The organism is Prevotella sp. ICM33 (assembly GCF_000517825.1).
GTDB classification, from domain to species: domain Bacteria; phylum Bacteroidota; class Bacteroidia; order Bacteroidales; family Bacteroidaceae; genus Prevotella; species Prevotella melaninogenica.
The window spans coordinates 103,142-124,663 of record NZ_JACD01000071.1; the positions used below are offsets into that span (position 1 = coordinate 103,142).

Here is a 21,522-nt window from a genome sequence, read left to right on the forward strand (position 1 = left end):
TTTATTTTGCAAATGTAGGAAATTTCCTTCGTACATGCAAGCATTAGTATCTTTTTCTATGTTTTTTTAGAGAATACTTGCTCAATCCATTGAAAAGAAGTAACTTTGCAACGCTTTTTGCAAATTGAGGATTGAAAGTTGTGATATTCATTAGATTTCCAATTCCTTAGTCTCTCAGTGTGTGATGGCGAATTAAAGTTCATATTAATTTAGAGTAACACAGAATTATGAAAGAAATTAAAGTAACAGGTCAGAAGCGTACAGACCTTGGAAAGAAAGCTTCTAAGCAGCTCCGTAAGGAGGGTTTGATTCCATGTAACCTCTATGGTGAGGCACAGCAGGATGGCAAGCCAGTAGCATTCTCATTCACAGCTCCTATGTCAGAGTTGCGTAAGTTGGTTTACACACCACACATCTACGTTGTAGAGTTGATTATTGATGGTGAGAGACGTACTGCAGTTCTTAAGGAACTCCAGTTCCACCCAGTAACAGACGCTCTGCTTCACGTAGACTTCTATGAGGTGAACGACCAGAAACCAATCGTTATGGGTGTACCAGTTAAGCTCGTAGGTTTGGCACAGGGTGTTCGCGATGGTGGTCGTATGAACATGTCTATCCGTAAGATTAACGTTAAGGCTCCTTATCAGCAGATTCCAGAGCACCTCGATATCAACGTTACTGAGCTTCGTCTTGGCAAGAGTATCAAGGTTGGCGAGTTGAGCTTCGAGGGTCTTGAGTTGGTAACTCCAAAGGAGGTTGTAGTTTGCTCTATCAAGGCTACACGTAATTCTATCCAGGCTGCGCAGGCTGCTGCAGCTGCTGAAGCAGAGTAATCTCTACGACAATAATTAATTCAATATAAGAATTGGACAAGTATTTGATTTGTGGATTGGGTAACCCCGGTTATGAATACGAGGGAACCAGACACAATACAGGATTTATGGTATTGGACGCTTTCGCTAAAGCGTCCAATATTGTTTTTGAGGATAAGCGTTATGGTTTCGTTGCTGAGACAACGGTCAAGGGTCGCAAGATTATTCTTTTGAAGCCTACGACATTCATGAATCTCTCTGGAAATGCCGTGCGCTACTGGCTCAACAAGGAGAATATCGACCAGAGTAGACTCTTGGTTATCTCTGACGATGTTGCCCTTCCATTAGGTGCTTTCCGCTTGAAAGGAAACGGATCTAATGGTGGTCACAATGGTTTAGGACATATCCAGCAACTTATCGGACAGAACTATGCTCGTCTGCGTATGGGTGTTGGTAACGACTATCCACGTGGTGGACAGGTAGACTGGGTACTGGGTCGCTACTCTGACGAGGAGATGAAAGAACTTCAGCCAGCTATCGACTTGGGCGTAGATATCATCAAGAGTTTTGCCCTTGCTGGTATCGACATCACAATGAACCAGTTTAATAAACTCGGAAAGAAGTAATCGAGTATCCTCTTTAACATATTATGAGACTATGAACGATATTGCAAGAATTGACAAATGGCTATGGGCTGCCCGCATCTATAAGACCCGCTCCATCGCTGCAGACGCCTGCAAGAATGGTCGTGTCACAATAAAAGGTATCAACGTAAAACCTTCCCACACAATCAAGGCGGGTGAAGTGGTGAGTGTTAAGAAGTCGCCAATCACCTATTCGTTCAAGGTTCTCAAACCGATTGAACAACGTGTTGGTGCAAAACTCATCCCTGAAGTCTATGAAAATGTGACCGATGCTAAGCAGTATGAACTCTTAGAGATGAGCCGCATCAGTGGCTTCGTTGACAGAGCACGTGGTACAGGACGCCCAACAAAGAAGGACCGCCGTCAGATGGATGCTTTCGTCGACCCTGCTCTATTTGGTTTTGATGAGGACGATGATGAGGATGAAACATTCTAAAATCGTTGTCTGATAGGTTAAAACAAACTAATAGACAGCATGACAAAGGCTATATCACACTGACATTGCAACAAAGGCTATTGTAAAAATATAGGAATGCACGACTCATACTCCGTTAATAATAATTATAAACGGATGTAAGAGCCGTGCATTCTTATATAAAAACAGCTTATTATCTTAACTTAAAAGCATATTCTACTACAACGTAAAGCCTGCGAAATTTCATTACAAAATCCTCGTGTTATATTGTCTGAAAAGGGCAGAAATGCCCATTTTCACACACATCTATAACTTTCAATAAATCAATCGATTACAAAACACCATTTTAAAAGATGCCTAATTGGACTTCAAAAGGGCGTTAGTAAGACGTCAAAAGGGCACCTTTTGCAAGCTAAAAGAGCATCTTTTAGAAGCCAATTAAGCATCAATAAAAATAGAGAGTGTGAAATATTATTACAAAACACACGAATATAAACATCCTAACACTTTCTCCTTTACATCTATAAAACTCTGACAACGACCAAATACTTATCTCATTTCTATAAAACCTTAGCAAACCCTTTGCTACTGTTAGTTTTTTTTATACCTTTGTAACAAATAATCATATATAAATAAAAGAATGAAGAAATTACTAATTTTCGCACTATTCCTCGGCTTACACACAGTGGCTATGGCACAGGAATCTAACGGATTAGAAAAGGACAAAGCCGTTTACTTGGAGCTATTGGGTCCGTCAAACCTTGCAGGTATCAACTATGATGCACGTTTCAACGACCACACACGTTTTGGATGGAGAGCCGGATTGAGCTTCGGTTATGGTCATAATTCCAACATTTTCTGGGAAGGTTCAGACGTACGTGGCTATGCTGTACCATTGGAAGTTAACTATCTCTTAGGTAGCCAAAAGAACAACCTTGAGCTTGGTGTAGGTACAAGTGTGGGTATATACAATATACACGGTATCTTTGTGGAGTCTGTAGATGGTCCGAAGTCTTCGTTGTCAGCTGACCAACAGAAGCATGCTATAGGAGAATATAATACTCCAGAAGGAACAAAGACCTGGCTGGCTTACAATGAGAGTCGTAACAAATTCGGCTACTATTTCTTTGGAAACATAGGCTATCGTCACGCATCTAACAAGGGTTTCCTGTTCCGTGCAGGTTTCAGTCCTTCTTTTACTATTGGGGAGAAGAATGCAGTTAAGAAAGCATTCTTCTATCCATACCTCGGCTTCGGTTGGGCATTTTAATTAAGAAACAGATAATAACAAAAGCAGGGACGTACTTATCGTACGTCCCTGCTTTTGTTATATAAGGAACAGCTAAGGGATTACCTTATCTATTACACAACCATAATTAACATCGTCATCACGCTTCATTTCCACATACACTGAGTCAAATGGAGTGTAAGTATCATGAAGATAAAAATAGACTTTACTTCTTATCTTAGTACTATCACCAGAATCCATGAATTCAGATGCAACCTCTATATTCCGGAGATGACGTGAGAAGACTTTCGTTGGACAGATTGATTGAAATCCATTATTAGTAACCTGCTGTACAAATTTACTACTACCATAGATGTGGGCGAGCTTTATAAGCGATGCTTTATCTACTGGTTTCTGCTGTGCTTCGTGGATGTATCGAATATAAAAATCTGTTGCTAAATCCGACTGATCCCATGCCTTTGGTATTGAATAAGACTTAACTTTTCCACCTTTAGAGAAGGCTAATACAAAAGGAAAGCCTTCATCTGTCTCAGCTTGATATATACCAACAGAAACGTACACCGTAGTGTTAGTAATCTCAATGGAAGGACGAACATAGAGTTGATAGGTACTATCTGTACTAATAAAGTCGTTTACCGTAAATTCCTTTTTATCAAAGAGGAGCTTACCTTTCTTTGATACGGTAACAAGAAGTTTCTTTTCAAACATCTTGTAGTATTTTATCTTCCTCTTGGTATCCGCAGTTTGTATAAGAACATGCCAATCATCGTAAACGGTATCGACGACTGTTTCCAAATTTTTAAAGACACGTTGAGGTAAATCTGTTTGCTTTTGAACAACAACGGAATCCTTTTTAGGAAAAGCCTTAACTACTTTCCGACTCCCATCGGTACATGCAACTATTATTACCATACCAAGAAATGCTAAAAGAGATGTGGCAATAAACTTTACCAATCGATGCTTTCTCATAATTTTCTTTTTACTTAAGATTAGTCCTAAAACCTTAATCCCAATTAGTTATAACCCTTGACCACTTTTTAATATATTATCGAACGAATCGTTTGTCATATGTAACGAAAGTATTACGAACTACTCCAAGTTAGAGAGTTAGACAAGGTGATGACATAAAATGAAAGAGATTCGAAAACAAAACGATTACGAAAGATAGAACTCAACCCTATATATAGGATAACTTACTTTATATAACGATAAAATCCTTTACCATTATATACCGATTTGCTAACACTAAACTCTCTGCAGAATATTGCCAAAAATAGAATGAAATCAACGTATTAAGATTTATCAGAAACTGATGAATTAAAATCTCGAGAATAAAGAGTTCTTTGATAAAAACCATAAACGGTCTCCCGCTTTCTTATAAAAACGGAAGACCATTGCATTTTCATTCTATTATGATTAGCCTTACTTTACAGGAATCTCCTCCAAAGTCTGAACGAGAAGTTTCCAGAAAGGCTCAACAGTAGCTATCTCAAGACGCTCCTTTGCTGTATGTGGACTGCGGAGAGTTGGACCAAGACTTACAACATCCATACCTGGATACTTGCCGAGGATGACTGAACATTCAAGACCAGCGTGGTCTACCTGCACAATACCCTCTAAACCGTTCTGCTCCTTATAAACCTTCTTCAAGAGGTTAAGGATTTCACTCTCTGGGTTTGGATCCCAACCACCATATTGGCCACTGAAGACAGTCTTCATGCCAGCCATATTGAAGCAGCTCTCTAACTGAGTAGAGATATAATCTCTCATGTCCTCACGGCTTGAACGAGCAAGAATCATAATAGAGGCCTTAGTTGGCTCAATATGTATAATTGCAAGGTTTGACGAAGTCTCAACAACGTCTGGATAAGAAGGAATCATACGCAAAACGCCATTATGACAGGCATAGATAGCATTGATTAACTTCTCCTGAACATCTACAGGAACAAGATTTGCAGGCTTCTCTACATCCTCTACAAAGAACTCTACATTAGGTTCAATGCCCTTGAATTCGTCTTCGAGGAGTGCCTTCTGACGAGCAACCATATCCTTCAAAGCTGCAACCTTGCTCTGTGGCAATGCCAAAACAACCTCAGCCTTGAATGGAATAGCATTGCGCATATTACCACCTTCCCAAGAAGCTAAACGTACACCGAGTTCGTTAACTGCATTGCGAACAAAGCGAACCATCTCCTTATTAGCATTGGCACGACCCTCATTGATTTCCAGACCAGAGTGACCACCACGGAAACCCTTCAAAGTTACTTTGACAGCAGCTTCTTGATCATTTGCAACTTCCTTATACGCTATGGTTGAAGTTATGTCAACACCACCTGCAGAACCAATAACAAACTTGCCCCATGTCTCAGAGTCAAGGTTCATAAGGATATCACTGTGCAACTCACCACTTGGCATCTCGTTGACACCATACATACCTGTTTCCTCATCACGAGTAATCAATGCCTCTACAACACCATGCTTCAAGGTCTTATCTTCCATGATAGCCATGATAGCAGCAACACCGATACCATCGTCAGCACCAAGTGTAGTGTTGTTTGCATATACCCATCCATCCACGATATGTGTCACGATAGGGTCTGTTTCAAAGTTATGATTACTATCTGGAGCCTTCTGTGGAACCATGTCCATGTGCGCCTGCAACAGAACTGTCTTACGATTTTCATATCCCGGTGTGGCAGGCTTGCGCATTACAACATTGCCACCAGCATCTACGTATGATTCAACACCTACTCTTGCAGCAAAGTCTAACAAGAACTTCTGTACTTTCTCTGGTAATCCAGAAGGACGTGGAACCTGTGTCAGATCATCGAAATTTCTCCAAAGGCCTTCTGGCTTAAGATTTCTTATTTCACTCATAATGTTGATTTTAAAAGGTTATTATCATTGTTTATTCATTCGTTCAAAACTATTTTCCTCTACATTACTTTGCTGGACGAGTAAGCTCTGTTGGTCCACCCAATGATACTGGCGTCTTAGTGAAACTCAGTGCAATCCATGCATAAACACCTAAGAGAATAACCAATAAGGTTTGAATGGTATGTACAATCAGTACAAAATAGAGTGCTTGATTGTCTGCGACACCATAAAGTATTAGCATTGTCTTGACTGCAAAGTGCCAAGGTCCTGCTCCGTTAGGCGTTGGTACAATAACAGCTACCGAGCCAACAACAAAGCTAACAAGCGCACAAGAAAGACCGAGGTTTGCTGTTGCATCAAAGCAAAAGAATGTCAAGTAATAATGAAGGAAGTAACTTCCCCATATTGCCAGACTGTAGAAGATAAACAAAGGAATATTCTTTACTTTACGCAAAGAGCTTATTCCCTGCCATATACCACCTAACATCTCCTTCACTTTCTTATAGAAAGATAGGTGACGTAGCACATAATAGAAGAGGATAATTGATGCAACACCACAGATAGCTGTTACCAGCCAACCCGTTGGTGAAAACATTCCGAAGACATCATCAATACGTGTACCTGTCCTTGAAAAGAAGTTCGTGAAAACTCTTATCTGCATCAAAAAGGCTGTGGCACTGATAAGTAATACGATAAGCGTATCTACTGCACGCTCAGTTACTACTGTACCAATAGCTTTTGGAAAGGCTATCTTATCATATCTATTCAACACTCCACAACGAGCAAACTCACCAATGCGGGGAATAAGCAGACTGACAGCGTAAGAAAGAAAGATAGAGTTAACACAGACCGATGCGCGTGGATGCTCACCGATAGGCTCAAGACTCTGCTTCCATCTCCACCCACGAAAAGCCTGCGCCAGTATGCCGAAAGGGAGTGAGAGAATCATCCAAGTCCAGTTCATCTCATGTAGCAGTACATGTTTGATACTGGAGAAGTCGAATCCCCTATACATCCAATATAGGATTGCACTTCCAAGTAGTAACGGCAATGCAATCTTCACAGTATTGTTGAACAGTTTCTTCGTCCTCATATAATGGAGCAAAGATAATTAAAATGTTTTTTAATGCAAAATAAAATGAGTATCTTTGTAGGCAAATAAAGAAAAATTATGAAATTAGTCAAGCCAAAGAAGAATTTGGGTCAGCACTTCCTCACTGACTTAAGCATAGCCCGCCAGATTGCTGACACCGTTGATGCCTGTCCAGATATCCCAGTGTTAGAGATAGGACCGGGTATGGGTGTCCTTACTCAATATCTTGTTGAGAAACCACGTGAAGTGAAAGCTGTAGAGATAGACTCGGAAAGTGTTGCTTTCCTCTACGAGAAATTCCCTAAGTTACGTGAGAATATTCTTGGACAAGACTTCCTCCGCATGGATTTAAATGAAGTCTTTGATGGTAGACAGTTTGTGTTGACAGGCAACTATCCTTACGACATCTCGTCTCAAATTTTCTTTAAGATGCTTGAGTATAAAGACCTTATTCCTTGCTGTACGGGTATGATACAACGTGAGGTTGCCCAGCGTATGGCTGCTGGACCTGGCTCAAAGACGTATGGTATCTTATCCGTCTTGATGCAAGCATGGTATAATGTGGAATATCTCTTTACCGTAGATGAGAATGTCTTCAACCCTCCTCCAAAGGTTAAGAGTGCCGTTATCCGTATGACACGCAACGAAGTGACGGACATTGGCTGTGACCAAGTACTCTTTAAACGTGTGGTGAAGACTGTGTTCAACCAGCGTCGTAAGATGTTACGTGTGAGCTTACGACAGATATTCAATGCGGTTAAACCTACTGATGGTTTCTATGAGCAAGACATTATGACCAAACGTCCAGAGCAACTGTCTATCGCTCAGTTTGTTGAACTAACAAACATGGTTGAGGAACAGTTGAAGATTATTGGACAATAAATAGGAAGAAATATAACTCTTAATGACAAGAAAAGAACAATATAACCAACTCATACTACAGATTGCCGAGCTTATTAAGGATGAAACAAACCTTGTGGGTATCTTGGCAAATGTGTCAGCAGCATTGCATGACACCTTTCCTGAGCGTTTCTTTTGGGTGGGCTTTTATCTCCAAGAGAATGGAAACATGTTGAGATTAGGTCCTTTTCAGGGGTCAGTAGCCTGCTACGTCATCCCATTCGGCAAGGGTGTCTGTGGAAAGGCATGGGAAGAAGGATGCACCCTCATTGTTCCCGATGTAGAGAAATTCCCCGGACACATTGCTTGTAGTAGTCTTTCACGCAGCGAGATTGTTGTTCCGATGTATGATGACTCACATACTTTCCATGGTGTACTCGACATTGATAGCACTCATCTCAACGACTTCAACGAAGACGATAAAGAAGGTTTGGAACGTATCATCAAACTTTTAATGGCAGAAACACATGACCTCTTCCAATAGTAAGGATAGAAAACCTTGTTTTGACAAAAAAGTAAAGTAAAATCTTGTGCATATCCGAATTAATACCTATTTTTGTAAAGTAGAAATTTAATATTACGAATATATGTTAGACGTTAAGCAGACATTAAATGATGCCAGCGAGCGCATGGAAATGGCAACGATGTATCTCAATGATGAGTTGCAGCGCATCCGTGCTGGCCGTGCAAACGTAGCCATCCTCGATGGTGTACGAGTAGAATCTTACGGTTCAAAGGTTCCTTTGAATCAGGTTGCCTCAGTCATGGTGCCTGACGCACGTACCATTGCTATCAAGCCATGGGATAAGAAGGCTATCAAAGATATTGAAAAGGCTATCATGGACTCAGATGTTGGTATCACACCAGAGAACAATGGTGAGTTGATTCGTCTGAACTTGCCTCAGCCAACAGAGGAGCGTCGTCGTGACTTGGTAAAGCAGTGTAACAAGATTGGTGAACGTACAAAGGTTGAGATTCGCAATGTTCGTTCTGACATCAAGGAGAAACTGAAGAAAGCTATCAAGGATGGTCTTTCTGAAGACAACGAGAAGGATGCTGAAGAAAGCTTGCAGAAGATTCATGACAAGTTTATCAAGCAGGTTGACACGCTGTTAGAGGATAAGCAGAAAGAGATTATGACCGTTTAAAAAACATAGTTGCCCCTCCCCCTTACCCCTCCCCCAAAGGGAGGGGAGTAATATGTACCGACTATCACAATTCTATTCAGATTAATGGCGGTGACTACTCCCCTCCCTTTGGGGGAGGGGTAAGGGGGAGGGGCCACTCTTTTTTATTTTTATGCGCGGCTTAGTAATAAAGAACACAGGTAGCTGGTACACGGTGAAGACCGAGGAAGGCAAGACAATAGATAGCAAGATTAAGGGCAACTTCCGGCTGAAGGGAATTCGCTCTACCAATCCTGTGGCTGTTGGTGACCATGTTGTCATCACACCTAATCAGGAGGGAACGGCTTTCATCACGGAGATAGAAGACCGTAGGAATTATATTATCCGAAAGTCACCTAACCTCTCTAAGCAGAGCCATATCATTGCTGCTAATATCGACCAAGCGTTCTTGATTGTCACAACAAACTACCCAGAGACTTCTACTACTTTCATCGACCGCTTCCTTGCCAGTGCTGAAGCTTACCGCATTCCAGTAACACTCGTCTTTAATAAACACGACCTGCTCGATGAAGATGAACTACGTTACCAGCATGCAGTAATGAATCTCTATGAGACCATCGGTTATCAGTGCGTAGAGATACAAGCGAGTGCCGAAGCTGACAATGAATTCAGCGTAGAGAAGATGAAGCCGTTATTAGCAGGAAAAGTAACCCTCTTGAGTGGTAATAGTGGCGTAGGAAAGTCAACGATTATCAATGCTCTCCTACCTCATGTCAACCTCCGCACGGCAGAGATTTCCGATGTACATAACACGGGTATGCACACAACAACGTTCAGTGAGATGTTAGAGTTGCCAATGGGTGGATATCTTATTGACACACCGGGTATCAAGGGATTCGGAACCTTCGATATAGAACGTGAAGAGCTGACAAGCTACTTCCGTGAGATATTCAAGTTTTCGAAGGAATGTAAGTTCTCTAACTGTACGCACACACATGAGCCTGGCTGCGCTGTAAGAAAGGCTCTTGAAGAACATTATATCGCTGAAAGTCGATATAACAGTTACCTTTCAATGCTCGAAGATAAGGAAGAAAATAAATATCGTGAGGCGTTTTAAGTCTCACGATTTTTGTTTATTTCAAAGTCTTTTATAAAGAGAAAAGGAATATTTGGACCTTCCGAATTATGAAGTACGCCACTATAATACCATAGTATTTTTGTTTTCTATTTGCTGTCACTTTTAACACTTCCAACAAACAGACTATATATCAACGAGTTAGAAATCAAATTCTAATGACAGAAGTGACAGGAAATTTTGTTTTAAAAAACCATCTTTGTTGTGACAAGACAGAGGTATAAAATAAAAATGATGATTTGCGTATTGCATCAAAAAAACGTTTCTCATGAGAATTTTTTAAAAGCCGTTTCTCATTAATATACCTCTTTTCTCCATAGTAAGGATAGACCATAATAAACTTTTCTTTCCACACCTTGCCATCGTGCGGAGGCTCGGCACACATGGTGCGAATGGTAAGCACGCATGGTGCGGAGGCTTAACACCATTCGTGCGGATAGCTTATAGACATGCTAACAACGTAGGATTCTTAAAGCAGAAAGGACTATTAAGGCGTTACTCTGTGATAATATCATGAGCAATAGCACACAAACTTATTAAGCGTTGGGAGGTTTATAGATAACGAAGGGAGCTGGAATGTACAACAGTTTACAGCATAGAACGATTCCACTAACCGCTAAAACACCCTAATTAACGCTTTGAAAGATTCTCCAAAACACACTCCCAATTATCTACAAACGCTCGAATAGTAGGGAAAAGAATATTAGCACCTTCGTTCAAAAGTACTGAATCAGCCAGAGGACCGCTATTAATGGCAACTGTATAGCAACCTGCTGCTGCACCAGCGTGCACTCCAAGTGGAGCATTCTCAACAACAATACCTTCTGCGGGCGCATAATTACCAGCTTTTTTCAATCCCATTAAGTAAGGATCAGGATTTGGTTTACCACGCTTCACGTCGTATGCCGTTGTTATCTGATCCTTAGAAACAAAGTCGCCAAAGTCACGAGTGACACGCTCTATCAATGGGAGCTGTGCACTACCAGTTACAATACCAATCTTTAATCCGCTCGCCTTAATCTTCTGCATAAGGTCGATGACACCATCAAACACCTTTGCTTCAGACATTTCATGGAAGTAATGCGCCTTCACATCATACATCTGCTGTGCCTCTTCCTCACTTAGTTCTTTACCGAGTTGAGCCTTAGCATACTTTCGGATAGTATCTACACCACGTGCTCCTTCTGTTGCATAGGAGTCTTCAAGGGTGAAGTGAATACCAAACTCCTTCATAGCACGCTGCCACGCAACGCCATGATTTGGCATTGAGTCATAAAGAACGCCGTCCATATCAAAGAGAACAACTTTGGGACTTACACCAGTCTTTCCGAAGGAGGATATGTCTTGCTGAGATTGAGACGTCATCGCTGCCTGCTTTACCTTTATTATATATTATTATCCTCAAGTCCCTCAGCTATGTGAAGAACTTGAGGATACATTAAAAATATTATCTCCTATATGCCCTACCCACACTATATAAATTAGATTCCATTAGGAACTCCTCCCCTTTCGGGGAGGTCGGGTGGGGCTTCTCTCCCCCTCCTTTGGAAGGGTTAGGGGAGGTTCTTATTCCTTTGTCAGTCTTTCCTGAATAGCCTTGCTCTCAGCCTCATAACCTGGCTTATTGAGAAGAGCAAACATATTCTTCTTATATGCCTCAACACCTGGCTGATTGAAAGGATTCACTTCCTGAACAAGACCGCTGATACCGCAAGCCTTCTCGAAGAAGTAGATGAGCTGACCGAGGTAGTACTCGTTCAATGTAGGAACGCTAACACGGATGTTAGGAACACCACCATCAACGTGAGCCAAACGTGTACCAAGCTCTGCCATCTTGTTAACCTCATCAACACGCTTACCAGCGAGGAAGTTTAAGCCATCGAGGTTCTCCTCATCATGTGGGAAGAGTACCTTTGCATTAGGCTCCTCAATAGAGATAACAGTCTCGAAGATAGAACGCTCACCTTCTTGAATCCACTGACCCATTGAGTGAAGGTCGGTTGTGAAGTCACAAGCTGCAGGGAAGATACCCTTGCGATCCTTACCCTCGCTCTCTCCGTAGAGTTGCTTCCACCACTCAGCAAAGAAGTGGAGCTTTGGCTGGAAGTTAGCAACAATCTCAATCTTCTTACCTGCCTGTGAGTAAAGACCCTGACGAACAGCAGCATAACGAGCAGCTATATTGTTTGCGAAAGGAACGTCAACAGAAGTCTCCTTCTCCATTACCTGAGCGCCCTCAACAAGCTTCTGTACATCGAAACCTGCGACTGCGATTGGCAGTAAACCTACTGGAGTAAGTACAGAAAAACGACCACCAACGTTGTCAGGAATGATGAATGTCTTGTAACCTTCCTTAGTTGCGGCAGCACGTGCAGCGCCCTTGTGCTCATCGGTGATAGCAACGATAACATCCTTTGCAGCTTCCTTACCCAACTGATCCTCACACTGCTTCTTCAAAAGACGGAATGCAAGTGCTGTCTCTGTTGTTGTACCAGACTTAGAAATATTGATAACACCAAACTTCTTATCCTTCAAGTAGTCTGTCAACTCAGCGAGATAGTCCTCACCGATGTTGTTACCTGCAAAGAGAATCGTTGGATTCTTCTTGTCATTTACAAGCCAAGCGAAGCTGTTACCCAAAGCTTCGATGACAGCGCGAGCACCGAGGTAAGAACCACCGATACCAGCAACGACAACCACCTCACACTTCTCACGGAGTGTATTGGCAACCGCCTGAATCTCATTAAGGAACGCTGGAGTAATGCTTGATGGCAAATGCAACCATCCAAGGAAGTCATTACCAGGACAAGTAGCTTTCTCCAAAGCGTCCTGAGCTGCAGCTACGTGAGGAGCATAAGCCTCTACTGCGCCCGGATTCAAGAACTGGGCGGCTTTCGTGATGTCTAACTTAATACTTTCCATTTGTGTTTATCTAAATGAATCTGTTAATAATTTAATTTCTATTTGTGGACTGATACGTTCATAGAGAATGTTATAAACCGCATCGAGAATTGGCATATTGACATGCAGACGACGATTAATCTCCTTCATACACTTTGTACCAAAATATCCTTCAGCTACCATCTCCATTTCAATCTGTGCCGACTTGACGCTGTATCCCTTTCCAATCATTGTTCCAAAGGTATGGTTACGCGAGAATTTACTATATCCTGTCACCAATTGGTCACCAAGGTATACACTGTCAATGATGGACCGTTGAATAGGATTGATAGTATTGAGGAAGCGTTCCATCTCCTGCATTGCATTCGACATCAACACTGCTTGGAAGTTATCACCATACTTCAAGCCAGAACAAATACCAGCAGAGATAGCGTAAACGTTCTTCAAGACAGATGCATACTCTATACCGAGGACGTCTGGAGAGGTCTTAGTCTTGACATAGTTTGATGCTAACACCTCCGTGAAGGCACGTGCCTTCTCAAGGTCAGAACAGCCAACAGTAAGATAGGTGAGTCGCTCCATCGCCACTTCTTCCGCATGAGACGGTCCTCCAATAACAGCAAGATTATCGTATGGAACACCATATGCCTCATGGAAATACTCTGAACAAACAAGGTTCTCATCAGGAACAATACCCTTGATAGCCGTTAAGATTAGCTTTGTATTGAGCTTTGTCTTCAGTTTCTTCAGTAAAGCTTTCAGATAAGGAGAAGGAGTAACAAACACCAAGGTGTCATACTCCTGCACTATCTTATTGATATCCGAAGAAAGCATCACCTCATTCATGTTAAATTTCACACTTGTGAGGTAAGAAGGATTGTGTCCTCTCCGCTTAAATTCTTCTATCTTATCGTCACGTCGGAAGTACCAACCAATATGATGCGTATGCTCCACAACAATCTTAGCGATAGCCGTTGCCCAGCTACCGCTTCCTATGATTGCTATTTTACCGATGTCGAACATAGACGTTAAGAATAAGAGTAAAAAGGTAAAAAGTAGAGAACGTGGAAGATATCAGCATTGTATTATGTTCTAATACCATTGCTATAGTTATACTTCTCTTTTAGTTATTCATCCTACTTTCTGCCCTTTTACTTCTTTCTCATTTACTTTTTACTTTTCGTTAGCTCCGTCAATCCACTGCTGAATAGCCTCAACAGAAGGCTTCTCATAACCGAGCTTGTACTTCTTATTGATCTCTCCGAGCTTCTGCTGCAAGCCCTGTGCCTTCTCCTCTCTGATGTCAGAGATGAGGTTGAAGCCTGCCTTGCGCAAAACATATACCCACTCTTCAGCAACACCAAGCTCAGCCCATTCCTTAACAGAAGACTGTGGAATCTTTGGTTCTGGCTTCATCTGTGGGAAGAGCAATACTTCCTGGATGTATTCCTTACCGGTCATCAGCATCACTAAACGATCGATACCGATACCGATACCAGAGGTTGGAGGCATACCATACTGCAAAGAGCGAAGGAAGTCTTGGTCGATAATCATCGCCTCATCATCACCCTTGTCTGCCAAACGCATCTGTTCAATGAAACGTTCTTCCTGATCAATTGGGTCATTCAGCTCTGAATAAGCATTAGCTAACTCCTTTCCATTTACCATCAACTCAAAACGCTCTGTGAGTCCTGGCTTAGAACGGTGCATCTTGGTCAGTGGCGACATCTCAACAGGATAGTCAGTGATGAAGGTTGGTTGGATATATGTACCCTCACAGAACTCACCAAAGATTTCATCTATCAGCTTACCCTTACCGAAGCTCTCATCAATTTCTTCGAGTTTCAACTCGTTAACAGCGATATGACGGATTTCCTCCTCTGTCTTACCATAGAGATCGAAACCTGTCTTCTCCTTGATTGCATCGAGGATAGGCAGACGACGGAATGGAGCCTTAAAACTAATAACCTTGTCACCAACCTGTACTTCTGGCTTACCATTTACCTCTATACAAATCTTCTCAAGAAGTTTCTCTGTGAAAGACATCATCCAGTTGTAGTCCTTGTACTGTACATAAAGCTCCATACAAGTAAACTCTGGATTATGGAAGCGGTCCATACCCTCGTTACGGAAGTTCTTACCGATTTCATAAACACCCTCGAAACCACCAACAATCAGACGCTTCAGGTAAAGCTCTGTTGCGATACGCATATACATATCAATGTTGAGAGCATTGAAATGAGTAATAAATGGACGCGCACTTGCACCACCAGCAATACTCTGTAAGGTAGGAGTTTCTACCTCAGTATAACCAGCCTCATCGAAGAACTTACGCATGGTACGCAATACGGTAGCACGCTTCAAGAAAGTATCTTTCACACCATCGTTCACAACGAGGTCAACATAACGCTGACGATAACGCTGCTCTGGATCTTCAAACTTATCGTATGCCTCGCCGTCCTTATACTTAACAACAGGCAGTGGCTTCAAGCTCTTAGACAAAACGGTAATCTCCTTAGCATGAACAGAGATTTCTCCCATCTGTGTCTTGAACACTTCACCCTTCACTCCGATGAAGTCACCAATATCGAGTAACTTCTTGAAGACCTTATTATAAAATTCTTTATCCTCACCCGGACAGATGTCATCACGAGTGATATAAACCTGGATTCTACCCTTGCTATCCTGTAACTCTGCGAAGGAAGCCTTGCCCATGACACGGCGTCCCATCATACGACCAGCGATTACGACCTCACGCTGTTCGCCCTCCTTGAACTGCTCTTTAATATCAGTAGAGTAAGCATTCGTTGGAAACTCTGCTGCTGGATAGGGATCAATCCCCATCTCACGCAATTCTTGCAGGCTTTGGCGGCGACCAATTTCCTGCTCAGATAATTCTAAAACGTTCATATTTATAATTAAATCGAATATATTCTTATAGGATGCAAATTTACTAAATAATTCGCAAACTATAGCTGCTTTTTCCTTTTTTATGGCATTGGAATATTCTTAAACCCCCAATCGATCATTAGAGCCTAAACATATTTTGTTTTATTATCGAGCAGATTGTTTGGCTTTGGAACGCAGACGTAGCGGGCTACGTCAAGTTACGAAGGCAGACAAGATGCCGATAAGAAAATAAAAGATGTTAGGAAACAACACCATAGTAAGAAGAACTATACATATTGTGGTCTAATGAGCGATTGGGGGTTAAGCTCAAATCATGGTGCCACTTATGATATCTATATCGTTGCTACATCCCAACACTTGCACTCACACAGATGGTATATTGCAAGCTATTTAGCCGTTCGCACATAGGGTGCTAACCAACAGCACCACATGTGCGGAGCATTAGCACCACATGTGCGGAGCGTTAATACACTCGCAAGAAGCGAAAACATCATCTTTAACAAGTCCATAGGTTAGTTTAAAGGTGTCTATAACTAAGTTCAAAAGCACCCAAACATGACCTTTGTCTATACTTATATACCTATTAAACCTACTATGATTTTGTTATCTATCCAACTTTTATTATCTTTGCATTACATTAAGTTGATTAGGTTATGAACGTAGAAAACATCATAAAAAGTATTCATCAGGAAGACGGACTAAGCCGTACACTCGGTATGGAGTTTATCTCTACGCCCGAGGACGACACTTTGAAGGCAAGAATGGCTGTCGATGACCGTAACAAACAGCCTTTCGGATTCCTCGCTGGCGGTGCTTCATTGGCACTTGCAGAGAATCTTGCTGGTGTCGGTTCGATGGCGTTATGTCCAGGAAAGATGGCTATGGGCATTAATGTTCACGGCAATCACGTCAAGGCAATGCCATACGGTGGAACAGTTACGGCTTACGGGAAACTGATTCACAGGGGTCATACATTACACGTATGGAACATTGATATCAAGAATGGTGAAGACGAACTCATCTCAAGCGTACAAGTTACCAACTATATCATAGCCCCACAAGAGAAGTAAATGGATTCTTTCTTTATCTATCGTGAGCCTTTCGAAAAGGTTTGTCATTGCTATTCACAACCAGAGAAGCCAACGGCTATTTCCTCACTTGCTGAACTTAATGGACGTAAGGGATTTGTCATTGCTCCTTTCTTTTGCGATGACAGCAACACACTTTACTTACTGGATGGTCAGAAAGGTTCTTCAATGGTTCTACCTTTAGACGGTAGCAAGGGCTTTGATGCTATTCCCGACTGGCAGGACGAGGCGGTACTTACTAACGAAACGCCTTCTCTTCGCGAGGCTTATCACGACGACTTCTGCCGTTTTCATAAAGAGTTAGAACACAATAGATTCCGCAAGTTAGTTCTGGCGCGCTCGATTATCGAAACAAAAGACGAGCGTGCGACTCCTCGAAGTATTTTTCTTAAGGCTTGTGAGAAGTACCCACGCTCTTATATTGCACTTTTCTATACTGCAGAGATAGGCATGTGGCTTATTGCAAGTCCTGAAGTTCTACTCCGCAGTAATGCTGAGGGCTATCAGACAATGGCATTAGCAGGTACAATGAGGTATGAAGGTGAGGATATGAAGTGGTCTACTAAGAATCAAGAAGAGCAACAACTCGTTGCTGACTATATCCGCACTTGCTTGCAACCGTTTGCTGCTGAGATTACAGAAAGTAAGCCTTACACTACACGTGCAGCACATTTGGCGCATCTTCGCACAGACTTCACTTTCCGACTTAAAGACACACAGCGACTCGGAACATTCCTTACAGCCTTCCACCCTACCCCTGCCGTATGCGGTATGCCAAAGGATGAGGCACAGCAGTTTATCCTTCATAATGAACAACTGAACCGCAGTTATTACAGTGGTTTCAGTGGACTACTTGGCGAGAAGGGTGCGGCAAAACTCTATGTAACCCTCCGCTGTATGCAACTCTCTCGTTCTACGTGTCGCCTTTATGCAGGTGGCGGACTCTTAAAGGAGAGTATTGAAGAGAATGAATGGCAGGAAACAGAAGCCAAACTTGACACTATGCGCCAGCTGTTGAAACCCGATTAGGCTATTAGGCTAATAAGGCTAATAAGCCCAATAACCCTAACAAGTCCAATGACTCAATTCATCATCACCCAACATTCACCACCCAACACCCACAATGTACAGCAACAAAGAAAACGTAAACATCCTTACAGCACTACTCGTAAAGGAAAAAGTAACAAAAGCCGTTGTATGTCCAGGTTCTCGTAACTCACCTATCGTACACAACCTCTGTGCTTGTCCCGAGATTGAGTGCTATTCTGTTACCGACGAACGGTCGGCAGGATTCGTAGCGTTAGGAATGACTTTGGCAGACAATGAGCCAGTAGTTGTGTGCGTTACATCGGGTTCAGCCTTGCTCAACTTGGCACCTGCTGTAGCTGAAGCGTTCTATCAGAAACGTCCACTGATTATCATTTCAGCTGATAGACCAGCACAGTGGATTGACCAACAGGATGGACAAACGCTTCAACAACATCGTGCATTGGAGCCAAATGTCCGTAAGAGTGTGACACTACCAGAGCCTCATAACGAAGAGGAACGCTGGTATTGTAATCGATTAGTCAACGAAGCGCTGAATGCAGTACGAATGAACGATGGCAGTCCTGTGCATATCAATGTTCCTATCAGCGAACCGCTCTTTGAATATAACGTCCCTCAACTTCCTGACGAACGCAATATTTTCCTGATGTATGCAGCAACGAATGAGGTTTGTGTCTATGAAATGGCAGCCGATTTCTTCCGTGGCAAGAAACTGATGGTTGTTCTTGGTCAGCTGATACCTGAGGTTGTGGGCAATTCGCTTGAGGCAATTGAGGCATTAAAGAAGGTTGCTGTCGTTCTTCAGGAGAAGTTAGCAGATGACGATATTGGCCCTGCACAACCCATTGATGAAGTGTTGAAGATGATTGGGGAGGATGAAGCTTATCGTCCTGACCACCTTATATATATAGGAGGAACGATTGTCAGCAAACGACTCCGCCAGTTCTTACGTGAGTGTAAGTGCAAGATGTCTATCGTTGTGAATGGGATTGATGAGTTTTGTGACACCTTCATGCACACCACTGATATGATTCAAGGTTTACCAGAGGATGTTATCGGAATCTTTGCCAATGAGACAGAAGGCGTCAAAAAGCGTGACTTTGTAACGCTATGGGACAAGGCTTTCGACAAAGCCTTAGCCATCCGCAAGACCTTCAAACCACGCTTCTCACAAATGTTGGCTGTTAAGGCTTTCCATGAGAAGATGAGAGAGGAGGCTGTCGATGGTGAATTGTTCTATGGAAATAGCTCGGCTGTGCGTTTGGGCAACATCTTCTCTGATCAATATATCTATGTTAATCGAGGCGTGAATGGTATTGAAGGCTCGTTATCTACGGCTGTTGGCTATGCCATTGCGCATCAGGAAGAAGAGGATGTGTACTGTGTAATTGGTGACTTGAGTTTCTTCTATGATCAGAACGCACTTTGGAACGAATCTCTTCCGCCTAATCTTTCTATCCTCTTACTTAACAATGGCGGTGGAGGTATCTTCCATCAGCTGTCTGGTTTGGAGCGTTCACCTTATCGGGATAGTGCTATTGCTGCCCAACATACGACCTCTGCAGAAGGAATCTGTCAGACACACGACATCGTCTACCTCTCTGCTCGCAATGAAGAAGAGCTTGACAAGAGTCTTGAAAAACTCTTTAACTCAGAGGAAGGACCAGTACTTTTAGAAGTATTCACCAACGCTGAGGAAGATACACAGGCTTTGAAGGATTATTATCAGGCCTTTTAAAAGCCTTCAACGTCTCAACTTTCAGCTTGTATATCCATCATAAATAATAATAACTTGCCACAGTCTATCCCCCTTTTCGGAACAACTTGGCAGGCTCCCTATAATCAATCATAAACAAAAAGACCTTATGGAGAAAAGAGAATGGAAGCCTATTGAAGGCTTTAACTTTGAGGAAATCCTCTTTGAAGAGTACAACCACATAGCAAAAGTAACCATTAACCGTCCTCGCTATCGTAATGCTTTCACCCCGAAAACAGTGTGGGAAATGTCACAGGCGTTTAACTATTGTCGTGAAGCCCTTGACATCCGCGTGGTCATTTTGACTGGTGCTGGCGACAAAGCATTCTGCTCTGGTGGTGATATGCACGTAAAGGGACATGGCGGATACATAGGTAGTGATGGCGTTCCACGCCTCAACGTACTTGACTTACAGATGCAGATTCGACGCCTTCCAAAGCCAGTCATCGCTATGGTTAATGGTTATGCCATTGGTGGTGGACATGTCCTTCATGTGGTATGCGACCTCTCAATAGCATCAGACAATGCCATCTTCGGGCAGACTGGACCAAAGGTTGGATCCTTTGATGCTGGTTTCGGCGCATCTTATTTAGCACGTGTCGTAGGTCAGAAGAAGGCTCGTGAGATATGGTTCTTGTGTCGTCAGTACTCTGCTGTAGAAGCTGAACGAATGGGATTGGTCAATAAGGTGGTTCCTTTCGACCGTCTCGAAGACGAGTGTATAGAATGGGCAGAGACAATGATAGAGCGCTCTCCATTGGCACTCCGTATGATGAAGGCTGGCTTCAACGCTGAACTTGATGGTCAAGCAGGTATTCAGGAGCTTGCAGGTGATGCCACCATGCTCTACTATACACTTGACGAAGCACAGGAAGGTGGCAAGGCTTTCCTTGAGAAACGTAAGCCCGACTTTGATAAATATCCGCAGTTCCCATAAGACAAGGGAACTGTGGGACAAAATATTGGAGCCGTTAAGACATAGTAACAGATGAACATTGTTCTAAGAGTAACATATTCTTCTAATTATATGATAATATAAGAGTATCCTATTAATAACACATTTAACATCTGAGTAACAAAAGACTCAAATGCTTATAATTATACTTTGAGAAAATACAAAAGAACTTAACATGAAAGAACCTGATATTATAACAATCGACCAACTAATAACCGAGGTTATAGAATGTGCTAAACGCATACGTCGACAACTTGGACCTGGATTCTTAGAAAAGGTCTATAAAAATGCAATGGTTGTTGAACTGCGAAAGCTAAAGCTCAACTTTGAAACAGAGAAACTCATCCAAGTACTCTATGATGGGATTGTTGTCGGTGAATATCGTACTGACATCATTGTTGAGGGAAAGCTCATTTTAGAACTCAAAGCTACGCAGGACCTATCAATAGCCAATGAAGTTCAACTGGTAAACTATCTGACATCAACACAAATAGATGATGGGTTACTTATAAACTTCGGCTCTGATAAGCTTCTATTCAAGCGAAAGTATCGTATATATCGTAAACTATAAAGAGTCGTATTACCCTAAGAAAGTACCCCTCTGTTACTATAT

General features: G+C 42.3%; 20 protein-coding genes. 13 read left to right on the forward strand and 7 right to left on the reverse strand.

Annotation, left to right across the window (positions count from 1 at the left end):
- Positions 1-227 precede the first annotated feature (227 nt).
- The 4 genes from HMPREF1505_RS08340 (at position 228) to HMPREF1505_RS08355 (ending at position 3,141) form a co-directional block, all read left to right on the forward strand.
- Positions 228-833 carry a 50S ribosomal protein L25/general stress protein Ctc gene (locus tag HMPREF1505_RS08340; RefSeq protein ID WP_013264403.1) on the forward strand — a complete coding sequence of 202 codons (606 nt, stop codon included), beginning with the start codon at positions 228-230 and terminating at the stop codon, positions 831-833.
- 32 nt (positions 834-865) lie between these two features.
- Positions 866-1,438 carry an aminoacyl-tRNA hydrolase gene (pth, locus tag HMPREF1505_RS08345; RefSeq protein ID WP_036920389.1) on the forward strand — a complete coding sequence of 191 codons (573 nt, stop codon included), beginning with the start codon at positions 866-868 and terminating at the stop codon, positions 1,436-1,438.
- Positions 1,439-1,469: 31 nt separating this feature from the next.
- Positions 1,470-1,892, forward strand: a complete 423-nt coding sequence (locus HMPREF1505_RS08350; RefSeq protein WP_004361334.1) for an RNA-binding S4 domain-containing protein — start codon at positions 1,470-1,472, stop codon at positions 1,890-1,892.
- A 670-nt stretch (positions 1,893-2,562) separates the two neighbouring features.
- Positions 2,563-3,141: a hypothetical protein gene (locus tag HMPREF1505_RS08355; RefSeq protein WP_036924679.1), complete on the forward strand. Its 579-nt coding sequence runs from the start codon at positions 2,563-2,565 to the stop codon at positions 3,139-3,141.
- A 72-nt stretch (positions 3,142-3,213) separates the two neighbouring features.
- On the opposite strand, the gene HMPREF1505_RS08360 is transcribed toward HMPREF1505_RS08355, so the two are convergent.
- The 3 genes from HMPREF1505_RS08360 to HMPREF1505_RS08370 all read right to left on the reverse strand — a co-directional run bounded on the left by HMPREF1505_RS08360 (position 3,214) and on the right by HMPREF1505_RS08370 (position 7,090).
- Complete coding sequence (locus tag HMPREF1505_RS08360; RefSeq protein WP_051412349.1) at positions 3,214-4,089, reverse strand: hypothetical protein; 876 nt, start codon at positions 4,087-4,089, stop codon at positions 3,214-3,216.
- A gap of 453 nt (positions 4,090-4,542) precedes the next feature.
- Positions 4,543-5,997 (reverse strand): aminoacyl-histidine dipeptidase, encoded by a 1,455-nt coding sequence (locus HMPREF1505_RS08365; protein WP_036924550.1) that lies wholly within the window; start codon positions 5,995-5,997, stop codon positions 4,543-4,545.
- 64 nt (positions 5,998-6,061) lie between these two features.
- Positions 6,062-7,090 (reverse strand): lysylphosphatidylglycerol synthase transmembrane domain-containing protein, encoded by a 1,029-nt coding sequence (locus HMPREF1505_RS08370; protein ID WP_036924552.1) that lies wholly within the window; start codon positions 7,088-7,090, stop codon positions 6,062-6,064.
- 78 nt (positions 7,091-7,168) lie between these two features.
- Between HMPREF1505_RS08370 and rsmA the strand changes: the two genes are divergently transcribed.
- The 4 genes from rsmA (at position 7,169) to rsgA (ending at position 10,234) form a co-directional block, all read left to right on the forward strand.
- Complete coding sequence (gene rsmA, locus HMPREF1505_RS08375) at positions 7,169-7,972, forward strand: 16S rRNA (adenine(1518)-N(6)/adenine(1519)-N(6))-dimethyltransferase RsmA (RefSeq protein ID WP_004361339.1); 804 nt, start codon at positions 7,169-7,171, stop codon at positions 7,970-7,972.
- Positions 7,973-7,994: 22 nt separating this feature from the next.
- The gene (locus HMPREF1505_RS08380; RefSeq protein ID WP_036924554.1) at positions 7,995-8,474 is read left to right on the forward strand and encodes a GAF domain-containing protein; all 480 of its coding nucleotides are present in this window, start codon (positions 7,995-7,997) and stop codon (positions 8,472-8,474) included.
- A gap of 103 nt (positions 8,475-8,577) precedes the next feature.
- Entirely contained in the window at positions 8,578-9,138 is a 561-nt protein-coding gene (gene frr / locus HMPREF1505_RS08385; RefSeq protein ID WP_036924556.1) for a ribosome recycling factor, read from the forward strand.
- A 151-nt stretch (positions 9,139-9,289) separates the two neighbouring features.
- Positions 9,290-10,234, forward strand: coding sequence for a ribosome small subunit-dependent GTPase A (gene rsgA / locus HMPREF1505_RS08390; RefSeq protein WP_036924557.1), 945 nt, complete (start codon positions 9,290-9,292; stop codon positions 10,232-10,234).
- A gap of 648 nt (positions 10,235-10,882) precedes the next feature.
- On the opposite strand, the gene HMPREF1505_RS08395 is transcribed toward rsgA, so the two are convergent.
- From HMPREF1505_RS08395 to lysS, 4 genes are all read right to left on the reverse strand, one after another.
- Complete coding sequence (locus HMPREF1505_RS08395) at positions 10,883-11,617, reverse strand: HAD family phosphatase (protein ID WP_051412350.1); 735 nt, start codon at positions 11,615-11,617, stop codon at positions 10,883-10,885.
- A 201-nt stretch (positions 11,618-11,818) separates the two neighbouring features.
- Positions 11,819-13,174 (reverse strand): glucose-6-phosphate isomerase, encoded by a 1,356-nt coding sequence (locus HMPREF1505_RS08400; protein WP_036924558.1) that lies wholly within the window; start codon positions 13,172-13,174, stop codon positions 11,819-11,821.
- 6 nt (positions 13,175-13,180) lie between these two features.
- The gene (locus tag HMPREF1505_RS08405) at positions 13,181-14,176 is read right to left on the reverse strand and encodes an NAD(P)H-dependent glycerol-3-phosphate dehydrogenase (protein WP_036924559.1); all 996 of its coding nucleotides are present in this window, start codon (positions 14,174-14,176) and stop codon (positions 13,181-13,183) included.
- A gap of 150 nt (positions 14,177-14,326) precedes the next feature.
- Positions 14,327-16,063 (reverse strand): lysine--tRNA ligase, encoded by a 1,737-nt coding sequence (gene lysS, locus HMPREF1505_RS08410; protein WP_036924561.1) that lies wholly within the window; start codon positions 16,061-16,063, stop codon positions 14,327-14,329.
- A gap of 653 nt (positions 16,064-16,716) precedes the next feature.
- On the opposite strand from lysS, the gene HMPREF1505_RS08415 reads away from it, so the two are divergent.
- The 5 genes from HMPREF1505_RS08415 to HMPREF1505_RS08435 all read left to right on the forward strand — a co-directional run bounded on the left by HMPREF1505_RS08415 (position 16,717) and on the right by HMPREF1505_RS08435 (position 21,480).
- On the forward strand, positions 16,717-17,133 hold the full coding sequence (locus tag HMPREF1505_RS08415) for a PaaI family thioesterase (RefSeq protein ID WP_013264059.1): 417 nt from the start codon (positions 16,717-16,719) through the stop codon (positions 17,131-17,133).
- Complete coding sequence (locus HMPREF1505_RS08420; protein ID WP_036924564.1) at positions 17,134-18,180, forward strand: isochorismate synthase; 1,047 nt, start codon at positions 17,134-17,136, stop codon at positions 18,178-18,180.
- Between the two features lie 94 nt (positions 18,181-18,274).
- Entirely contained in the window at positions 18,275-19,936 is a 1,662-nt protein-coding gene (menD, locus tag HMPREF1505_RS08425; RefSeq protein WP_036924566.1) for a 2-succinyl-5-enolpyruvyl-6-hydroxy-3-cyclohexene-1-carboxylic-acid synthase, read from the forward strand.
- Positions 19,937-20,063: 127 nt separating this feature from the next.
- The gene (menB, locus tag HMPREF1505_RS08430; RefSeq protein WP_036924570.1) at positions 20,064-20,891 is read left to right on the forward strand and encodes a 1,4-dihydroxy-2-naphthoyl-CoA synthase; all 828 of its coding nucleotides are present in this window, start codon (positions 20,064-20,066) and stop codon (positions 20,889-20,891) included.
- Positions 20,892-21,084: 193 nt separating this feature from the next.
- Complete coding sequence (locus HMPREF1505_RS08435) at positions 21,085-21,480, forward strand: GxxExxY protein (RefSeq protein WP_051412351.1); 396 nt, start codon at positions 21,085-21,087, stop codon at positions 21,478-21,480.
- Positions 21,481-21,522: the final 42 nt, after the last annotated feature.

Coding starts and splice junctions, on each gene's coding strand:
- HMPREF1505_RS08340 (WP_013264403.1), top strand. CDS start 228: ATGAAAGAAATTAAAGTAACAGGTCAGAAGCGTACAGACCTTGGAAAG.
- HMPREF1505_RS08350 (WP_004361334.1), top strand. CDS start 1,470: ATGAACGATATTGCAAGAATTGACAAATGGCTATGGGCTGCCCGCATC.
- HMPREF1505_RS08355 (WP_036924679.1), top strand. CDS start 2,563: ATGGCACAGGAATCTAACGGATTAGAAAAGGACAAAGCCGTTTACTTG.
- HMPREF1505_RS08360 (WP_051412349.1), bottom strand. CDS start 4,089: ATGAGAAAGCATCGATTGGTAAAGTTTATTGCCACATCTCTTTTAGCA.
- HMPREF1505_RS08365 (WP_036924550.1), bottom strand. CDS start 5,997: ATGAGTGAAATAAGAAATCTTAAGCCAGAAGGCCTTTGGAGAAATTTC.
- HMPREF1505_RS08370 (WP_036924552.1), bottom strand. CDS start 7,090: ATGAGGACGAAGAAACTGTTCAACAATACTGTGAAGATTGCATTGCCG.
- rsmA (WP_004361339.1), top strand. CDS start 7,169: ATGAAATTAGTCAAGCCAAAGAAGAATTTGGGTCAGCACTTCCTCACT.
- HMPREF1505_RS08380 (WP_036924554.1), top strand. CDS start 7,995: ATGACAAGAAAAGAACAATATAACCAACTCATACTACAGATTGCCGAG.
- frr (WP_036924556.1), top strand. CDS start 8,578: ATGTTAGACGTTAAGCAGACATTAAATGATGCCAGCGAGCGCATGGAA.
- rsgA (WP_036924557.1), top strand. CDS start 9,290: ATGCGCGGCTTAGTAATAAAGAACACAGGTAGCTGGTACACGGTGAAG.
- HMPREF1505_RS08395 (WP_051412350.1), bottom strand. CDS start 11,617: ATGACGTCTCAATCTCAGCAAGACATATCCTCCTTCGGAAAGACTGGT.
- HMPREF1505_RS08400 (WP_036924558.1), bottom strand. CDS start 13,174: ATGGAAAGTATTAAGTTAGACATCACGAAAGCCGCCCAGTTCTTGAAT.
- HMPREF1505_RS08405 (WP_036924559.1), bottom strand. CDS start 14,176: ATGTTCGACATCGGTAAAATAGCAATCATAGGAAGCGGTAGCTGGGCA.
- lysS (WP_036924561.1), bottom strand. CDS start 16,063: ATGAACGTTTTAGAATTATCTGAGCAGGAAATTGGTCGCCGCCAAAGC.
- HMPREF1505_RS08415 (WP_013264059.1), top strand. CDS start 16,717: ATGAACGTAGAAAACATCATAAAAAGTATTCATCAGGAAGACGGACTA.
- HMPREF1505_RS08420 (WP_036924564.1), top strand. CDS start 17,134: ATGGATTCTTTCTTTATCTATCGTGAGCCTTTCGAAAAGGTTTGTCAT.
- menD (WP_036924566.1), top strand. CDS start 18,275: ATGTACAGCAACAAAGAAAACGTAAACATCCTTACAGCACTACTCGTA.
- menB (WP_036924570.1), top strand. CDS start 20,064: ATGGAGAAAAGAGAATGGAAGCCTATTGAAGGCTTTAACTTTGAGGAA.
- HMPREF1505_RS08435 (WP_051412351.1), top strand. CDS start 21,085: ATGAAAGAACCTGATATTATAACAATCGACCAACTAATAACCGAGGTT.